At 45.4% G+C, this 17,378-nt stretch carries 12 protein-coding genes; 3 read left to right on the top strand and 9 right to left on the bottom strand.

Annotated features, from left to right (window positions below; all coding sequences use genetic code 11):
- Positions 1-35: 35 nt before the first annotated feature.
- The 8 genes from NYE25_RS19150 to NYE25_RS19185 form a co-directional block, all read right to left on the bottom strand.
- Positions 36-1,511 carry a phytoene desaturase family protein gene (locus NYE25_RS19150; protein ID WP_341146600.1) on the bottom strand — a complete coding sequence of 492 codons (1,476 nt, stop codon included), beginning with the start codon at positions 1,509-1,511 and terminating at the stop codon, positions 36-38.
- Complete coding sequence (locus NYE25_RS19155; RefSeq protein ID WP_341146601.1) at positions 1,508-2,671, bottom strand: glycosyltransferase; 1,164 nt, start codon at positions 2,669-2,671, stop codon at positions 1,508-1,510. The genes NYE25_RS19150 and NYE25_RS19155 overlap by 4 nt, the downstream gene beginning before the upstream one ends.
- Entirely contained in the window at positions 2,668-3,402 is a 735-nt protein-coding gene (locus NYE25_RS19160) for a lysophospholipid acyltransferase family protein (protein ID WP_341146602.1), read from the bottom strand. Before NYE25_RS19160 ends, NYE25_RS19155 begins: the two co-directional genes overlap by 4 nt.
- Positions 3,371-4,147 carry a carotenoid biosynthesis protein gene (locus NYE25_RS19165; RefSeq protein ID WP_341146603.1) on the bottom strand — a complete coding sequence of 259 codons (777 nt, stop codon included), beginning with the start codon at positions 4,145-4,147 and terminating at the stop codon, positions 3,371-3,373. The genes NYE25_RS19160 and NYE25_RS19165 overlap by 32 nt, the downstream gene beginning before the upstream one ends.
- The gene (locus NYE25_RS19170) at positions 4,148-5,020 is read right to left on the bottom strand and encodes a phytoene/squalene synthase family protein (protein WP_341146604.1); all 873 of its coding nucleotides are present in this window, start codon (positions 5,018-5,020) and stop codon (positions 4,148-4,150) included.
- Positions 5,017-6,477: a phytoene desaturase family protein gene (locus tag NYE25_RS19175; protein ID WP_341146605.1), complete on the bottom strand. Its 1,461-nt coding sequence runs from the start codon at positions 6,475-6,477 to the stop codon at positions 5,017-5,019. Before NYE25_RS19175 ends, NYE25_RS19170 begins: the two co-directional genes overlap by 4 nt.
- Positions 6,474-8,018 (bottom strand): phytoene desaturase family protein, encoded by a 1,545-nt coding sequence (locus tag NYE25_RS19180; RefSeq protein WP_341051362.1) that lies wholly within the window; start codon positions 8,016-8,018, stop codon positions 6,474-6,476. Before NYE25_RS19180 ends, NYE25_RS19175 begins: the two co-directional genes overlap by 4 nt.
- 206 nt (positions 8,019-8,224) lie before the next feature.
- Positions 8,225-9,136: a MerR family transcriptional regulator gene (locus NYE25_RS19185; RefSeq protein WP_341051361.1), complete on the bottom strand. Its 912-nt coding sequence runs from the start codon at positions 9,134-9,136 to the stop codon at positions 8,225-8,227.
- 226 nt (positions 9,137-9,362) lie between these two features.
- Between NYE25_RS19185 and NYE25_RS19190 the strand changes: the two genes are divergently transcribed.
- On the top strand, positions 9,363-10,892 hold the full coding sequence (locus NYE25_RS19190) for a phospholipase D family protein (protein ID WP_341146606.1): 1,530 nt from the start codon (positions 9,363-9,365) through the stop codon (positions 10,890-10,892).
- A gap of 57 nt (positions 10,893-10,949) precedes the next feature.
- Here NYE25_RS19190 and cls read toward each other — a convergent pair whose 3' ends face one another.
- Positions 10,950-12,458, bottom strand: a complete 1,509-nt coding sequence (cls, locus tag NYE25_RS19195) for a cardiolipin synthase (protein ID WP_076285643.1) — start codon at positions 12,456-12,458, stop codon at positions 10,950-10,952.
- Between the two features lie 227 nt (positions 12,459-12,685).
- Between cls and NYE25_RS19200 the strand changes: the two genes are divergently transcribed.
- On the top strand, positions 12,686-13,603 hold the full coding sequence (locus NYE25_RS19200) for a TetR/AcrR family transcriptional regulator (protein WP_341146607.1): 918 nt from the start codon (positions 12,686-12,688) through the stop codon (positions 13,601-13,603).
- Positions 13,604-13,717: 114 nt separating this feature from the next.
- Positions 13,718-16,852, top strand: coding sequence for an efflux RND transporter permease subunit (locus NYE25_RS19205; RefSeq protein ID WP_341146608.1), 3,135 nt, complete (start codon positions 13,718-13,720; stop codon positions 16,850-16,852).
- The last annotated feature ends 526 nt before the right edge of the window (positions 16,853-17,378 follow it).

Here is a 17,378-nt window from a genome sequence, read left to right on the forward strand (position 1 = left end):
ACAATTCGCATCTCTATTATTCTACAAATCACCTTCTACGCGTGGCTAGCAATATGTTCACCGACTAACCTTCCCGATAACGAAACGATCGGTGTGCCACCGCCGGGGTGTGTAGTTCCACCTACATACCAGAGTCCTTTAACATCGCTTGAACGGTTGCCTGGTCTGAAGAAGGTCTGCCCTACCGAGTTCGAGGAAATCCCATAGATCGCACCCTTGTGAGCCAGTGTGTCATCTGCGATATTTTGAGGTGTATAATGTTGGAGCACATCACTCTGATCTAAACCTGTAATTCCATGGCCCGCAAGCACCGAAAGTACTCTTTTACCATAGGAAGCAGTCTCTGTCCGCCAATCACAGGCCTCACTTATATAAGGTGCATTAGCCAAAATAAACAGATTACTACTTCCTTCAGGGGCCATGCCTGACTCAGAGTATCCAGAGTGACACACATAAACTGTCGGGTGCTCAGGAGGACGTTTGCGTTCAAAAATATCTCTAAACTCTAACTCATACTGCTCAGGGAAAAACACCGTGTGATGTAATAGAGCATCATATTTACGAGGAACACCTGCGAGTGTTACAAACCCTGATAAAGTGGGCTCATAAGCAGCGATTTTGCGATCACTCATAGAAGGACGGCTATTCTCCTGCACAAGCATACGGTTAACAGTGAGCACATCTCCCCCTGCAATAACCGTCTTCGCCTTGTAAAAGCCTCGTGTTGTATCCACACCTTCGACTACTCCATTTACCACGGAAATATTCGTAACTTCAACCCCTGTCATGATGCGAACCCCTAAGCCTTGTGCCAGTTCTGAAAGACCTTCGACCAGCTTATAAGTTCCGCCCCGCACACCATAAACTCCTTCTACACTTTCCACATATCCAAGCATGGCGAAAATAGCTGGTGAACGAAACGGGGAAGATCCGACGTAGGTAGCGTAGCGACCTAACATCGCTAAGGTGTGAGGATGGCTAAAGTATCTCAATAGGAGTGAATGCAAACTTAAAAAAGGCCTGACTCGCAGCAGATCCCGTAGTAGAGGAAGAGACAGCTTATCTCGCCAGGACAACAGCAATCTATTTAAGAACTGCTTCTCACTGAGTTGATAAAGCATAGCAGCTTCAGCCATAAAATCATCATACCGGAGCGCATCACTTGAACTGTATTTGGCAATCTGAGCCTTCATAAACACTTGATCGCGAGAGAAATCCACTACAGTTCCATCCGCAAAAATATTACGTGTACGCGGCTCCAGCTCATATATTTGGACATAATCCTCCATGGAAGCACCCGCAAGCTCATACAGTGAGCGAAATACATGAGGCATTGTTATCGTGCTCGGGCCCCTGTCAAAGGTATAGCCATCGATTTCGATCCGTTGCAGCTTGCCACCAGGATTCTGTTGGCGTTCGAGCACCGTCACCTCCCAGCCTTTCGAGGCTAAGGTTACAGCACAGGACAGTCCACCGAAACCTGCACCGATGATTACTGCCTTTGGTTTCATAGGTAACGCCTTCCTTTCCATTCATAGCCTTGACCAGGACGACTGCCCCACCAAGAACTAATCGCAATGGCTAACAAACAGACAATACTCCCAGAAATCAGCAAGCATAACCATACAGATTGTCTGGCAGAGGCATCACTAATCCGCTTAATAGCAATGCCTAATAGACTAGACGACAAAGCCCATGCAGCCTCAGTAGCCTGACCTGTCGCACTAAAGAAAAAAAACGCAGCTAAAGGAAACACGTATAGCAACGTATACAAACTTAACATTCCCAGTAAAATAACAGGGCGGCGACCTAATCCAGCATAAATATTTTTGCGGTAGCCATTCCATACCTCGCTGGCATTATGATACATTCTCATTTCCGCATATTCCGTAATATCAGCAAGTGTTACTTGGTCACCAGCCTTCTTGATTCCACGGGCTAAGGCCATATCATCTACAAGATCCGTTCGAATCGCCGCATGACCACCACAGCGCATATAACTATTCCTATGAACCAGCATAAATCCTCCATGTGCTGCTACGAATCGTGGATCACGGGAAGCACGAACAAGAGGGATCGGCAAATGACAAATGATCGTAAAGGTCATTAAAGGTACCACAAGCTTTTCCAACCAAGTCCCAGTATGCTGATAAGCAAATCCTGTGATGAGACCTTCTTCTTGTGCTTCAGCCATGCCAAGAGCGTTCTCCAACGCTTCAGGCTTCAGCCGAATATCTGCATCAAGAAACAGCAACCACTCTCCAGAAGCTGCCTCCACTAGCTGATTGCAAGCATTAGACTTGCCTAACCAGCCATCTGGCAATTCTCTTCCGTCCACAACCTTAACACGCTCATCTCCTATAGCTCTGGCAATCCTGCCTGTTTCGTCACTAGATCGGTCATCTAGAACAATAACCTCCAAATCCCACCCTGTACTTGTACAGGCCAACACGGAAGCAAGACAATCCCCAATATTGTCTGCCTCGTCACGAGCCGGTATCAGTACAGACACACGTCGATTACATTCTTCCGTAGAAGAACTCCCACTAACCTTAGTGGTATGTATCGACTTCGATATCCCAAGCTTCGGTAGCTGGGCTGTATTCCACAGTGCAAATAAATATTGAAGGAGGAGGCACCCACTAATGATCTGCAGAAAAAGAATCATCATTCCCCCCATTGTCGCACAGCATCAAACCATTCATTAATAGATCTGCCCTGCTTCATGAGTGGAGTAAAGCCCCCCGGAATATAACCCCCGTTATTAACCATCATCAGACGGTGATGATCCAATTGCTCTCTAAGCACAGTCTGCAGCTCCTTTACGATACTGTTACGATCCATAGCACGCCATGGATGAGATATAGCATTGCCCGCCAACAACGTCGCCTCCGGTTTGGAATGTCGGAACAAACCATGATACAGCGTTACAGGTACAACAACTGCTTCTGGACATAATCGAAGTACTAACCCTACCCCTCCCTGCAAGTTTAATGGACGGTGCTCCAGCGGCTGAATTTCCCCTTCGGGGCATATCCATATGTTCCCTCGTTCATGTAGTAACCTTGCGGTATAACGGAGCGAAGCACTAATATCCCCGGTGTTATGCCGATTAATCGAATAGGCGCCGAGCTTGCGAAAGAAAGCGTACTTTCGCAGCTGCTCTTCCTCCATCATGAAAAAGTGCTCTCCACTAGTCATAGTTCTCGCTGCATGGTAAGCCAGTAATCCATCCCACCAAGAACTATGATTCATAATATATAGAATGGGTCTATCTCCCGTAGATTGTGGCTGCAATTCTCCAGCGACCCCAACATAACGGAAATGTCTCTGAATCAAATAAAGCCGATTGTATTGATAGAACAGCTTATCAAAGCCTTTGTGTTTGACGGCTTCCAACATAACGCAAGCTCCCTTCAGCAAGTAACGCGCCTAGTACAGCAATAACTCCACAGAGCAGCAAGCCTTCACGCAGACCAATGGTTCCAAATAAAATTAATATCGCTTGATATAACCGGGTCCCGCTACGAACAGACAAACTAGTACTCTTAACGTTACGTAGCGTTAAGGATAAGATCATCCCTACGATGAACCATCCGGCGAAATTACTCCAAGGCACACCATAGAATCCTCCACTGCTACCCCAATACCAGAAGCCTCTAGCATGAGCAACAGGGTCCAATACGAGATCCAGCAGTACAGTCCAAAACCCAATCTGAAGTGCTTTTGCCAGCCATAATCGTGGTCCCCTTAGTCCGAAATCGTAACTAATCAAAGCAGCATTGTATATTACAGCAATCCAAGCAAAGCCTAAAGTAATAGGCACCCCATACAGTAGCGGACCTAAAATATCAGAGTAATTATAAGTACCAAACAACTTACCAGAATGAACACCAATCCACTCAACGGACATGCCTAAGGTCCAGATAAGAATAGCCGACACCCAAATAACAGGCTTGCATTGTTTAATGACTGACTGGTCAGACATTAATTGCTGCTTCGACCCCTTGTAAATTAAATCTGCAGCATAGGCTGCATAAAAAATAAGAAATAAACCATTAGAAAATTGTAAACTTTCAGGAATGCCAAGCCATATTAACAACAGCGCTCCAATAAAGTACCATACCCAGAATACTATTCGGATCATTTAGTACACCGCCGTTCTGCCCTTGCCTCCTAAATTTGGCGCATAACGCATAGCGGTACGATGGAACATCCGAAGCTTAGCCTCATCACTGACATAGGCACGCCTGCGAAATACATCGTAATTGCCTGCGGCTACATCATCGAGAATACCTGCATAAAAGGCGGCGGCCAATTCTACTGCCATTCCACTCTCCGGGGGATAAGTATCCACATTGTTCAGACCCTTCTCAAACCACAGCAATGCCTCTCTTCTAAGATCCTGCAATACAGCTACAAAACACTCATTAACCACTCCGTGTTCCAGCTCTTGCTGGCTGTACCCGTTCTTTCTCATGATTTCCAAAGGAATATACCTTCTTCCGCGCTCTAGATCTTCACCCACATCACGGATAATATTTACGATCTGCATACCAATACCAAGAGCGATCCCTGCTTCCTGTGCTTCATCGCCTCCGTCGTCTCTCAATACAGGTAGCAGCATCTCTCCTACAGTACCTGCTACGAGATAACAATAAGATAGAAGCTCTTCCAGCGTCTCATAATGAGTGAAGGAGAGATCTCTTACCTGACCTTCCATTTGTAACAGAAACGGCTGTTTATCCAAATGAGGAAAATGATGCAGCAACCAACGTAGTGCAGGCCAGATGAAATGCCCCTCTGCTTCCTCTAAGTTTCGGAAATGATTTCGGAGCTCATGAATTGTATAAGATGATTCTTCCGGCTCATCTACACTGTCGTCTATTAGGCGGCAAAAGGCATAGATTACATGAACCGCCTCCCGTCGTGGACTAGGCAAGCCATCAAATGCCCTGTAAAACGAAGAAGAACCCTTTCTGATCATTTCCTCACATTTCTGTAATACTTGTTCATTCATGTATTGTTCATCTCCTTCATCAGTTCATGAACTGCCAATTTTGCGCCCTGCATAACAATAGGAACGCCGCCGCCAGGATGCACAGATGCACCAGCAGCATATAAACCTTCAATATTGTAGGGCTTAGACTGAGGTCGAAACACACCGGATTGTGTCAGCACGGGTGCGATCCCAAAGCTTCCACCGCCGAACAAACCTTCCTTGGCAGCATCAGCCGGTGTACGAATTTTTCGCCAGACTGTATGAGCACCAAGCCCAGGAAAACCTCGCTCTTCGGCGTCTGCCAGGACTTGTGAAGCCAAGGGCTCTGCAGCCGTATTCCAATCTATCTCTTCACCGGCAGGTACTGGGATGAGAAAATAAAGTACACTTTCTCCTTCAGGAGCCGCCGTATCATCGAGCATCACGGGATTGAACACATAATAGGAGGGTTTACCAGGGATGCTCTTGCGATCAAATAAATCACGCAAGCTCTTATTCAAGGAATCAGGAAGAAAAAACTGGTGTGTCAGCGACTCCTCCCATTGCTTGGAGACTCCTACATAGATGAGCAGACAACCTGATGAAGGCATGAAATCCTTACGGTACTGTCTCCCTTTAATTTCAGGTAAAAGATCGGACAAGTGTGGAAAATCACCGTTATAGAGCACAGCATCGTAAGTTATCTCTTGTCCATGAACTACTACTCCGTGGCATCTGCCACCATCCACAAGCAGTGACTCTACTTCCGTACCTGTGTGCATGCACACTCCGCGTCTTTCTAGCTCTCGTGCAATGATTCGAGGCAGCTCCCCATATCCTCCCTTCAGCATCCAGACTCCAAAGGCATGCTCTGCATAAGGAAGCATTGTATAAAGACCCGGAGTGCGGAAAGGTGCTCCACCAATGTATAGACTCTGTAGTGAGAAGGCATCCTTCAACTCATCACTGCGAAAATACTGCCCAATTGCGGCCCTAAGATTCTTATAGGCGCGTAAACGAACCATTAGCCTCAAGTTGTTCACGCTGAAAAACGCTCTGCGAGTCTTGAAGCCTCGTTCCAGAAAAGAAGCTTTCCCTAAGGGAAAAAGACCCGACATCTCTTTCATGAATCTTATGAATCCTTGCCCTTCACCGGGAAAAGACTTCTCAATTTCAGCCGCCTGTGCCTCTATCCCGTTCACTTTGGTCAAGGTACGTCCACTCTTGAAATGAACACGGTAGAGCGGATCGCACCGTAGCAGCTCCAGACTCTCCGGAGGCAGGCCACCCTCTTCCAGAATGCTCAGCAGCATCTCCGGTAGAAGTACAATTGTTGGTCCTTGATCGATCCGGTAACGGCCATTCTCTTCAAAAGCCACACGTCCGCCAACCCGAGGTGCACGTTCATACACCGTAACCTCCTGCCCACGCTGGCTTAGCAGAAGTGCTGCTGTAAGACCGCCTATGCCACTGCCCACAATAGCAATCCGGCTCATAATGAAGCTCCCGTTCCGGCGAATCCTGCGGATACGGCCTTAGATCTAGCTGCACGGTCTTGCTCCTTCAGCAGCGCCACACTAATTTTCGCCGATTCAAATATCGTCGGAAGACCACTTCCGGGATGGGTTCCTCCCCCGACTAGCCAGATTCCCTTCACCTCTTCAAAGGTGTTATGAGGTCTCATATACATCATCTGCCCGAGATTGTGAGCCAAATTAAAAGTTGCACCGTTGTATACATTCAGCTTGTTCCGCCAATCCAGTGGTGAGAAGAACAAACTCTCCTCTATTCGCTGAGGCAAATTCTCTAGACCTGGAATGCGCTGCAGACGCTCCATCATATCTTGCTTGACCCATTCACCCTCCTGCTCCCAATTAACATCAGCCGTCAGGTTGGGCACTGGCATCAGCACGTAAAGAGATGACTTGCCTGCTGGGGCCAACGTGGGATCTAACACCGAGGGATTATGAACGTATATCGAAGCGTCCGCGGAAAGCTTGCCAAGCCGCGTAAGCTCATCTACATTAAGCCGATAATCTTCAGCGAAATGAACGGAGTGATGAGCTAAATCAACGGCTCCGTCGACTCCCAAATACAGCATCGCGGTAGAACAAGAGTACCTCTTACGGGATATTTTATCCGGTGAATAACGTTTAAGAATGCCAGGCTCAAATAACTGTGTCATAGCCGAACCAAAATCAGCTCCCAGCACCACATAATCGGCCTCCACCTTCTCTCCATTCTCCAGCAATAAACCGCACGCCTGCCCATTCTGTACCAAGACTCGCTTTACTCCGCAAGAAGTATGTACGATTCCACTGTACTCCGAAATAATCTTTGCCATTGCCGTTAGCACACGGTTAATTCCACCAATGGGATGATACAGTCCATATCGGTGCTCCATAAAAGAAAGAATGGTGAAGGTACCCGGGCATTCCCAAGGCGACATCCCCAAATACTTAGCCTGAAACGCAAAAGCAAACCTCAGGCGTTCATCATCAAAATACTTTGAAAGTCTGTTGTACACAGTGTCGGTTGCATGCAGCTTAGGTAGCGCGTGCAGAACATCCTTTTTGACATAGTCTCCTATAGATTGAAAAGGCCGCTGTAATAGTGGAATCACCCGGTCCAACTTATCCTGTTCCTCAGCCATGAATCGTTTATATCCACTACCGTTTCCGGGGAACAGCTTCTCTATCTCTTCAGCGGTCCGCTCTTGATCCGTAGAAGGGGTAAATACGGTATCTCCAAAATGAAGCGAATAAAGCGGGTCGAGCTCTTTCAAATTCACATAATCTTTCAGGGATCGACCAGCGGAGGCAAATAACTCTTCCAGCAAATGCGGCATCATTAAAAATGTAGCTCCACGATCAAATCGGTAATCACCCAGACGAAGTTCACCTGAACGACCTCCAACAACCTCCTGCTTCTCATAAACTGCGACATCATAGCCGTCAGCAGCTAGGAGCATAGCAGCAGCAAGCCCTCCCGGACCCCCTCCAACCACCGCAACCCTAGCTGTGTTTCTTCTGCTCATACGATCCCTCCTTCACAGCTTTATATGTCAATTAAACGTTATACAAAAATCATACAAACACTATACAAATATCATACAGTGTTTATACAGCTATGTAAATAACTCTGTAGGATCCCTCCTTTTTCAATAAAAAAAGAGCCTGCCATATCACCCAAAAGTGATATTACAGACTCCTATTTATATATCTATTTTCTTGATCAGAAGGATTACTTAATCTTCATACTTGTAAACACATGATCAAACCACGCTTGCCAGTGTTCAGCAGGTTCCGTCATCACATAATCCGCTTTAGATAAAGAAGGGTCTCTTTCATAACCCTTGCCACCTACGAGGAATTTAGCCCCTGGACATACCTTTCTTAGCCGCTCTATAAGCTCCTCACTAAAGGGGATCAAATCTTTATCCGTAATCGACAGACAAATCAAGCCTACCCGGCTTTGTTGTTCCAGCATCGAGATGATCCCTTCCTCAGGCGTGTTAGCTCCTAAGTAGATAACCTCCATTCCGTTTTTGCGCAAAAACAAGGCGAATAACAACAGCCCGACTTGATGATGCTCTCCTGCAGGGCAGAAAGCCAACACCTTCGGCAAATGGGAGTAAACGGGGAATACGTGGAATATTTGATAGAACCGGTTGGAGATCATATGCGTGGTGTAATGTTCTTGCGCTACCGTTGCTATGCCAGCTTCCCAGGCATCGCCTACTTGTATCAAGATTGGCACAAGTACCTGATGGAACATTGCTTCATAACCATAAAGAGATAAACCAAAATCAATTAAGGCATTAGCTCGCTCTCCCTGAAAGTCATGTAGTGCATTGTATATTTGTTCTTTCATTTTCTCAAAAGCATCCTGAGTATTTCCGCTTGCGACTGAAAGCGTATCATCCAGTTGTTTTTCTTTACGAGCCTTCAGCATTCGAACAGCATGCGATATGCTTACCCCTTGCTGCTCGGTCTGTTCCTTCAGCCAGCGCAGATCCTCGACATTCTCATGGCTATACAGCCTGTACCCGGATTCGGTTCGTTCAGGGGTAACCGCCTGATACCGGTTCTCCCAAGCTCTGAGAGTCACAGAAGGAATATCCAGCATTTCAACAACCTGTTTGATGGAATACATGATAGAACTCACTCTCTTTCCTTATTGCAACTGCCCAAATTAGCAATCCTAAACATTATACAAATCTTTCACACTCATTATACATAAGCCTATGTGTTATGTCATTAAACGTTAATGATAAGGAGACTGCTTCATTTCTACCCACTAGGTGTTAATAGGTTGGTACACGCCGGAGCATAATAATTATAAAGGAAGTGCTCTGCAATACTTTCAGGAGGAACTTCCGATGAGATCAGATCGTGAACAACCCGTTCAGCCCCAAGCGATACAAGATAGAACCCATGCTTTTGCTCCAAAGAAACGCACCTCTTCACGACGCCCCAAACGAGTGATATGGGCTTGCGTCATTCTAATTCTCTGGTTAATGGGCGTAATGATATACCAGACACATAAACCTCTGCCCGCAGGGATTTCCTATGAAAGTCCCATATACAAAGTGAATAATATATCCTTCTGGCATGACCTAACCTATCCAGACGGTACGGACACAGGTAAGCAAGAGAGTGAAATTCTTCCGAGAATGCTACATATCATCGAGGAGTCAAGGGAGTTCTTAGTCATCGACCTGTTCCTGTTCAATGATTATACCCATAAGGATCAGTCGTTCCCTCCTGTCAGTCGAATGCTGACAGATAAGTTAATCTCACAAAAGCAAACCTATCCCGAAATGGAGATTGTCTTCATTACCGATGAGGTCAATACCAATTACAATTCAGCACCCAATCATCTTCTGGAAGAAATGAAGGCCGTGGGGATCCGAGTCATCATGACCGATGTTAATGCGCTGCGAGATTCTACACCTGCCTATTCAGCCGTCTGGCGCACCTTCATTCAATGGTTCGGACAATCCGGTAAGGGCTTTATCCCCAATCTTATGGCCAGTGGTGGACCGGATATTACCGCTCGATCTTATCTGAAGCTGCTGAATGTGAAGGCGAACCATCGCAAAGTAATTGTCAGTGAGAACACTGCACTAATTTCCTCTGGAAATGTTCACGATGCCAGCGCCTACCACTCCAATATTGCTTTGGAGGTACAAGGTCCAATTATTGCCGATATTCTCCAGACCGAGCAGGCGGCAGCCAATCTTTCAGATGCAGATCCATTGCTACTTCATAAGCCCAATTTCACCCAAGAAAAAAACCTACCATCAGCGGAAGCTCTAGAAGTTCGCTATTTAACAGAAGGAAAGGTATACAAATATGCGCTGCAAGGCATTAGGTCCGCCCAGAAGGGGGATACCGTATGGATGGGGATGTTCTACCTTGCTGATGATGCCATTCTGGATGCGTTGGTAGAGGCTACTTCACGCGGGGCTAAGGTAAACCTGATCCTAGATCCAAACCAGAACGCCTTCGGTCGTGATAAAATCGGAATCCCTAACCGTCCAGTTGCCATGGACCTGAACAAGCGTACGAACGGCGAAATCTCTATTCGTTGGTACAATACAACCAAAGAGCAATATCATCCGAAGCTGCTCTTTATCGCCAAACAAACCGAGAGATCCATCATTCTTGGTGGTTCCACCAATTTCACCACACGCAATCTAGATGACTACAATCTCGAGAATGATCTGTGGATTTCTATGAAGCAAGATCAGCCGCTGTTCAAAGATATGGAAGCCTACTTTAATCGGCTATGGAATAACGAGGGTCATATGTTCACTTTACCTTTTGAGGCCTACCAGAGCGATGTGACCTGGTTCAAGTACATCCTGTTCCGGCTGCAGACTAACCTGGGCTTTACTACTTTTTAAACAAAAACCACCGCAGAGAAGGCAGCACCCTCCGCGGTGGTTTAATCTGTAATGAAGTTATAGCAGTGGAGACATTAATCTGGCGGCAGATTCCAGTATACGTACCACCATGCGTTTATTCATAAAGGTCTCATGTACAATCTGAGTGGTGGACAATAAATCGCGTTCAAAATCAGCAACGATTCGTGTAACACTCTCTGTCTGAAGAAGCAATGCGTTTACCTCAAAGTTAAGATGGAAGCTCCGCATGTCCATGTTTGCTGTACCAATAGTCGCTATTTCACCATCCACGATTAACAGCTTAGAGTGTATAAAGCCCTTCTCGTATTCATAAATCTTCACTCCAGCCTCCAGCAATGCCGGGAAATAAGAATGCGAAGCCAGAAACGGAATCCATTTATCCGGCTTAGCAGGGAATAACAAGCGAACATCTAGACCAGATATAGCCGCTACACGTATCGCAGTCAGGATATCCTCGTCCGGAATGAAATAAGGGCTGGCAATCCAAACTGATTTCTCAGCTGAGGTGATCATGGAGAAAAATATATTTTTGAGTGCACGGCGTTCATTGTCCGGCCCACTCGCTATGATCTGTACTGCTCCGTCCCCTGTCATAAAGTGTAGCTGTGGTGTTAGATAATCCTGCTCCAGTATTTTTTCACCTGTAGTATGCATCCAATCTTGCAAGAAGATGATTTGCATCGTCCGTACCGCTTCACCTCTAACTAACATATGGGTGTCACGCCAGAATCCATAAGTTTTGCTGCGGCTTAAATATTCATCCCCCACATTCAGTCCACCCATGAACCCGACATCACCGTCGATGACGACGATTTTTCGGTGATTCCGGTAATTAACCCGGCTAGAGAAAAAGGAGGTGGAATTACCGTACGATGCCACTTGTACTCCAGCGTCAACTAACTCCTTCAAAAAGGCTCTGGAGAGTTGAAAGCTACCTACAGCATCATACATAAATCGGACAGATACTCCCGCACGCGCCTTTGCGATCAGAATCTGTTGAATACGCGTTCCAATGTGATCTGCACGGAAGATGTAATACTCCATATGTATATGGTGCTTCGCTTGTCGCAGCTCTAGCAGTAATGTCCCAAATGTCTCTTCACCATTGGTTAGGATACGCGTCTCTGAAGCAAAGGAAATAGGGGTACGTGCTAGTGTCTTGGATAATAATAGTAGTTTTTGACGCGAGGGGTCAAAGACCGACCAATCTTGATGCGTACGCAAAGCGTCATTCTCAATCCGCTCATAGGCCATAAGATCTCTTTGTGCTTTTTTATCATATTTACGACGTTTAAATACATTCTGTCCAAATAGAAAATAAAAGACCAAACCGAGCACCGGGATCAACGCAAGCAAAAGAATCCATGACATCGTAGTAGAAGGATTACGATTCTCCATAAAAATAGCTAAGCTAATTGAAACGACTGTCAGTGTGGAGAAAATACTAATAATTGTTCCAGCAGTACTCCCAAAAATACCAAAACCAAAATAATAAAATGCTATGAAAGCCCCAATAATAATTATAGATTGAAGTCCTCTTCTCATATTGTACCTACCTTCTTATTCATAAAAGCAACACCAAAATGACACATTTTATATATTACATGAAGAACCTATATCTTCCTAGACAATTACTGTGTAAAAATCTATTTACAACAAAACTGTAACCCTTCTGTTCTGAAATTTGTAATGACAAGATGGATCGAATATAATTATTTTGACCGATTAGTCAATTATAGAACTGGGTAGTCAGAAAGGAGGTTATCCCCCCAATGAGCGATAAAACTGTGGACAAGCAGGAACAGATTATTAAGATCGCCATGCAGTTATTCGCTGTGAAAGGCTCTTCTTCCACGTCCATGCAAGAGATCGCCGAATTATGCGGAATTTCGAAGGGAAGCTTGTATCTAGTATTCAAATCCAAAGAAGAACTGGAACGCAGTATTTTTCTCTATTGTTACCGAATGATTCGTGATCCCTTATTACGTGAAGAACAAGAAACCCAAAGAACACCGCGTGAAAAGCTTAGGAATCAAATAGAAATTCTACTGAGCCATGTATACGAATTACGGGAGTTCTTACAGCGTCAAATTCAGGAAGTTGCAGGAAAAGGATTTGATACTGAAGTACCGGAATGGCTACGTAGAAACAATGCTTCCTTCTTGCGCTGGTTTCAGGTGAAGATGGAGACCCTTTATGGAAAAGACATCGTTCCCTATACCGGAGATTTATGTATTGTAGGTCATGGACTAATCAAGTCATATATTGCGGTTATTTTTCGTCAGGATACCCACTTGTCCCTTGCCGTTATGGCTGATCATCTAATGAATCTGCTAGATATTATTGTAGCTGGACTTCTTACAAGTAAGCAGGCCCCTCTCATCAACTCTAGTATTCTAGCAAGCTGGATGGAGGAAAATGAGGAGAGTAAGCGCAAGAATCCACTGCAGATCATTAAGGACATGAAGACTGTGGTTAGTAAATTAGATACTATAGAACCGGAAGAGTCAGCCGATTTGCTGGAATCACTCAACATTCTAGAAGGCGAAGTTCTCTTACCACACCCACGCAAAGCAATCATACAGGGGATGTTGTCCAACCTCCAATCCTGCTCAGAGCTCACTAGACCATTGGAAGAATTGAGAAAGCTGGTTACTTCTTTTTCAAATCATTCATGCCTATTTCGTTAATTGCTCTTTAAAGAGTTCGTGAGAGAGAAGAACATGGATAGCGAGTATTATAAATTTTCAAAATGGCGTCCTATTTCGTAAAAAAAAGGCCCGAGAGGAGCAGAAACAACACTTATGAAAAGCTTAATTAATTTCTCGCTCAGGAACAAATTTGCCATTTGGCTTCTGACGATAATTATTGTATTTGCCGGTTTGTATAGCGGACTGACAATGAAGCAAGAAACCTTACCTAATATTAGTATACCCTATCTTAGCGTAACAACCATTTATCCGGGTGCTGCACCAGAAGGCGTCGTTAATGATGTCAGCAAACCGTTGGAGCAAAAGCTGCGCAATGTGGATGGTGTAAAGACAATCACCTCCACTTCTCTGGAGAATGCCTCCAGTATCCAAATCGAGTTTGATTATGGAACGAATCTGGATAATGCTACAGCAGCTGTTCGCGAAGCGCTGAATGAGGTCTCATTGCCAGACAATGTGCAAAAGCCTTCCATTTCCCGTTTTAGCCTTAGCTCAATGCCTGTCGTCTCCCTTAGTTTATCGAATGGGGATTCAGAAGATCTCGAGGAACTAACCCGTATTGCCGAGAACGATATTCGCCCTGCCCTTGAAGATGTTGAGGGTGTTGCTTCTATTCAAATCTCTGGACAATACGTCAAAGAAGTTTCGCTTAAGTTCAATCAAGAGAAGCTCAAGCAATACGGACTGACCGAAGATACGGTTAAAGGGATCATTCAAGGCTCTTCCCTCCGTGTTCCACTAGGACTGTTCGAGATGGACAAAGCTCAAAAGGCAGTTGTCGTGGATGGCAACATCACCACCGTTGAAGATCTTAAAAATGTGACCATTCCAGTAATGCCAACTGGTGCTGCTGGCGCTGGGGCTCCTGGAGCTGGAGCTGGCGCTGCCGGTGCAGGTGCTGCTGGCGGAGCTGCAAATATGGGATTGCCAACCGTGAAGCTGGGAGAGCTTGCTACAATTGAGGTTGTTGGGAATTCTGAATCGATCTCCCGTACGAATGGTAAAGAATCGATCGGTATCCAGATTGTCAAAGCCAACGATGCCAACACTGTTGATGTCGTAAATGGTGTTAAGGACAAAACTGAAGAATTAAAAGCACAATATAAAGGCATTGACCTTACAGTTCTGCTTGACCAAGGTAAGCCAATTGAGGACTCCGTAAATACAATGCTGTCCAAGGCAGTATTTGGTGCCCTTTTCGCAGTAATTATCATTTTGGTCTTCCTGCGGAATATTCGTTCGACGATCATTTCTATCATCTCAATTCCATTATCACTACTGATCGCAGTGTTATGTCTGCGTCAAATGGATATCACACTGAATATGATGACCCTTGGAGCGATGACCGTTGCCATCGGACGGGTAGTCGATGACTCGATTGTAGTCATAGAGAACATATACCGGCGACTCTCGTTATCTGGCGAGAAGCTAAAAGGCCGGGAATTAATCAGTGCAGCCACTCGTGAAATGTTCGTACCGATCATGTCCTCTACGATTGTAACCATCGCGGTGTTCTTACCGCTTGCTCTAGTAAGTGGTATGGTTGGAGAGCTGTTCTTGCCTTTCGCTTTAACCATGGTCTTCGCCCTGCTCGCTTCATTGGTAGTTGCGATTACCCTGGTTCCTGCAATGGCGCACTCCCTGTTCCGCAACGGATTGAAAGGTAAGAAGACCCATAGTGAGAAACCAGACAGAATGTCTGCCGGTTACCAAAAGATTCTGAACTGGTGTCTTTCCCATAAACTCGTTACGTTCGGAGTAGCGGTTCTGCTCCTGGCGGGCAGCTTGTTCCTGATCAAGCCTATCGGCGTTAGCTTTATGCCTTCCCAAGAGGATAAAACGGTTATGCTAACCTACTCACCGAAGGCTGGACAAAGAACTGAAGAAGTTCAAGAACAAGGCCTGAAAGCTGAGAAATATATTTTAGCACAGCAGCATGTAGATAAAATGCAATATTCCATTGGTGGCGGCGGCCCGATGGGTATGGGCGGATCCAGCAACTCAGGACTCTTTTTCATCGTTTACGATAGTAATACTCCTGATTTCGAAAATGTAAAAGAGAAGTTGATCGAAGGCTTAACCGCAGAAGTCCCAGATGGTGTGTGGGGCGATATGTCCGCGATGATGAGCGGAGGTATGGGTGGAAGCACGTTAACCGTGAATGTATTCGGAGACGAACTAGATCAAATTAAGCCGGTAGCGGATGAGATCGCCAAGATCGTACAGGCTGACACCACTAATTTCAAGGATGGCGAAACAAGTCTCAAAGAAGCTTACGATCAATATACGATTGTAGCGGATCAAGAAAAGCTTAGCTCCCTTGGACTTACAGCGGGACAAATTGCGATGAAGCTTGCTCCTGCAGGTACACGTCCAGTACTCACAGAAGTAGAAATGGACGGCAAGAACTACAAAGTCTATATCGAAACTGATAAAGAAACGTATAAGAGTATTAAAGAAATGGAAGAGGCTACATTGACTTCACCACTAGGCATTTCCGTGCCAATCGGGCAAGTCGCTAAAATTGAAAACGGCTCTTCCCCTGACTCGATTACTCGGATGGACGGTAAAATGAAGGTGGATGTCACTGCCGAGATTATTTCAAGTGACGTCAATAGTGCTTCAAACCTCGTGAAGGAAAAAATAGATGCTATGGAATTACCTGATGGCGTGACAGTTAGCTTCGGTGGTGTAACCGAGCAGATCAATGACACATTTGGTCAATTAGGTATTGCTATGGCGGCGGCTATTGCCATTGTATACTTCGTGCTTGTGGTTACGTTTGGCGGTGGATTAGCTCCATTTGCTATCCTGTTCTCACTTCCTTTCACCATTATCGGGGTACTCGTAGCCCTTCTGATCGCTGGGGAAACCTTAAACGTCTCCTCCCTCATGGGTGCGCTGATGTTGATTGGTATCGTAGTCACGAATGCCATTGTCCTCATCGACCGCGTTATTCATAAGGAAAAAGAAGGAATGACCACACGTCAAGCCTTGCTTGAAGCAGGCGGCACACGTTTACGTCCAATCCTGATGACTGCACTTGCAACGATTGGTGCATTGCTGCCACTGGTTACAGGACTTGAAAACAGTGCAGGGATCATCTCCAAAGGGCTAGGCGTTACCGTTATCGGCGGCTTGATCAGCTCCACACTGCTGACACTTGTAGTAGTGCCAGTCGTGTATGAATTCCTGATGAAATTCCGCAGTAAAAAGGTAATTGACTAGAACACTTGATGCATATCAAGTACACCTGCTAAATGAAGAAGCTGTCTCCAAAGTAGTGAATACTACTTTTGGGGCAGCTTCTTTTTTATGGAATGGGCAAAGTAACCTATTAGACTTTTGTAGGTGGGTGATGAGTGGTTGGACGGGGGATTGACGATAGGCGGTTGTGCGGTAGGCGGTGCATGATTTACGATGGGTAGTTGTGCGGTGGACAGTAGGTCTAAACTAATTAGGGAAAAACTCCCTCTAAATTTTCGATATTCGCTCTAAATTAATGGAATCAGGGAATTTCTCCCTGTAATTTAGCTAATTCACCTGATTTAGCGCCAAATCAGGTGAATTATAGGGAGGTTTTCCCTAATTACATGTCTTATGACCAATAATTTCAGAGTTTTAGGGAGAAATTCCCTAATTATTCTTCTAGAGCTTCACTTGGATTGTCATTTGGGACTTCACTCAAATCTTCATTTGTCTACTCCACTTGGACCTCTATTTACATCACTATTTACACTTCCACAGCAAGAAA

Origin of the sequence: Paenibacillus sp. FSL E2-8871 (genome assembly GCF_038000345.1) — a bacterium.
GTDB lineage: Bacteria > Bacillota > Bacilli > Paenibacillales > Paenibacillaceae > Paenibacillus_AQ.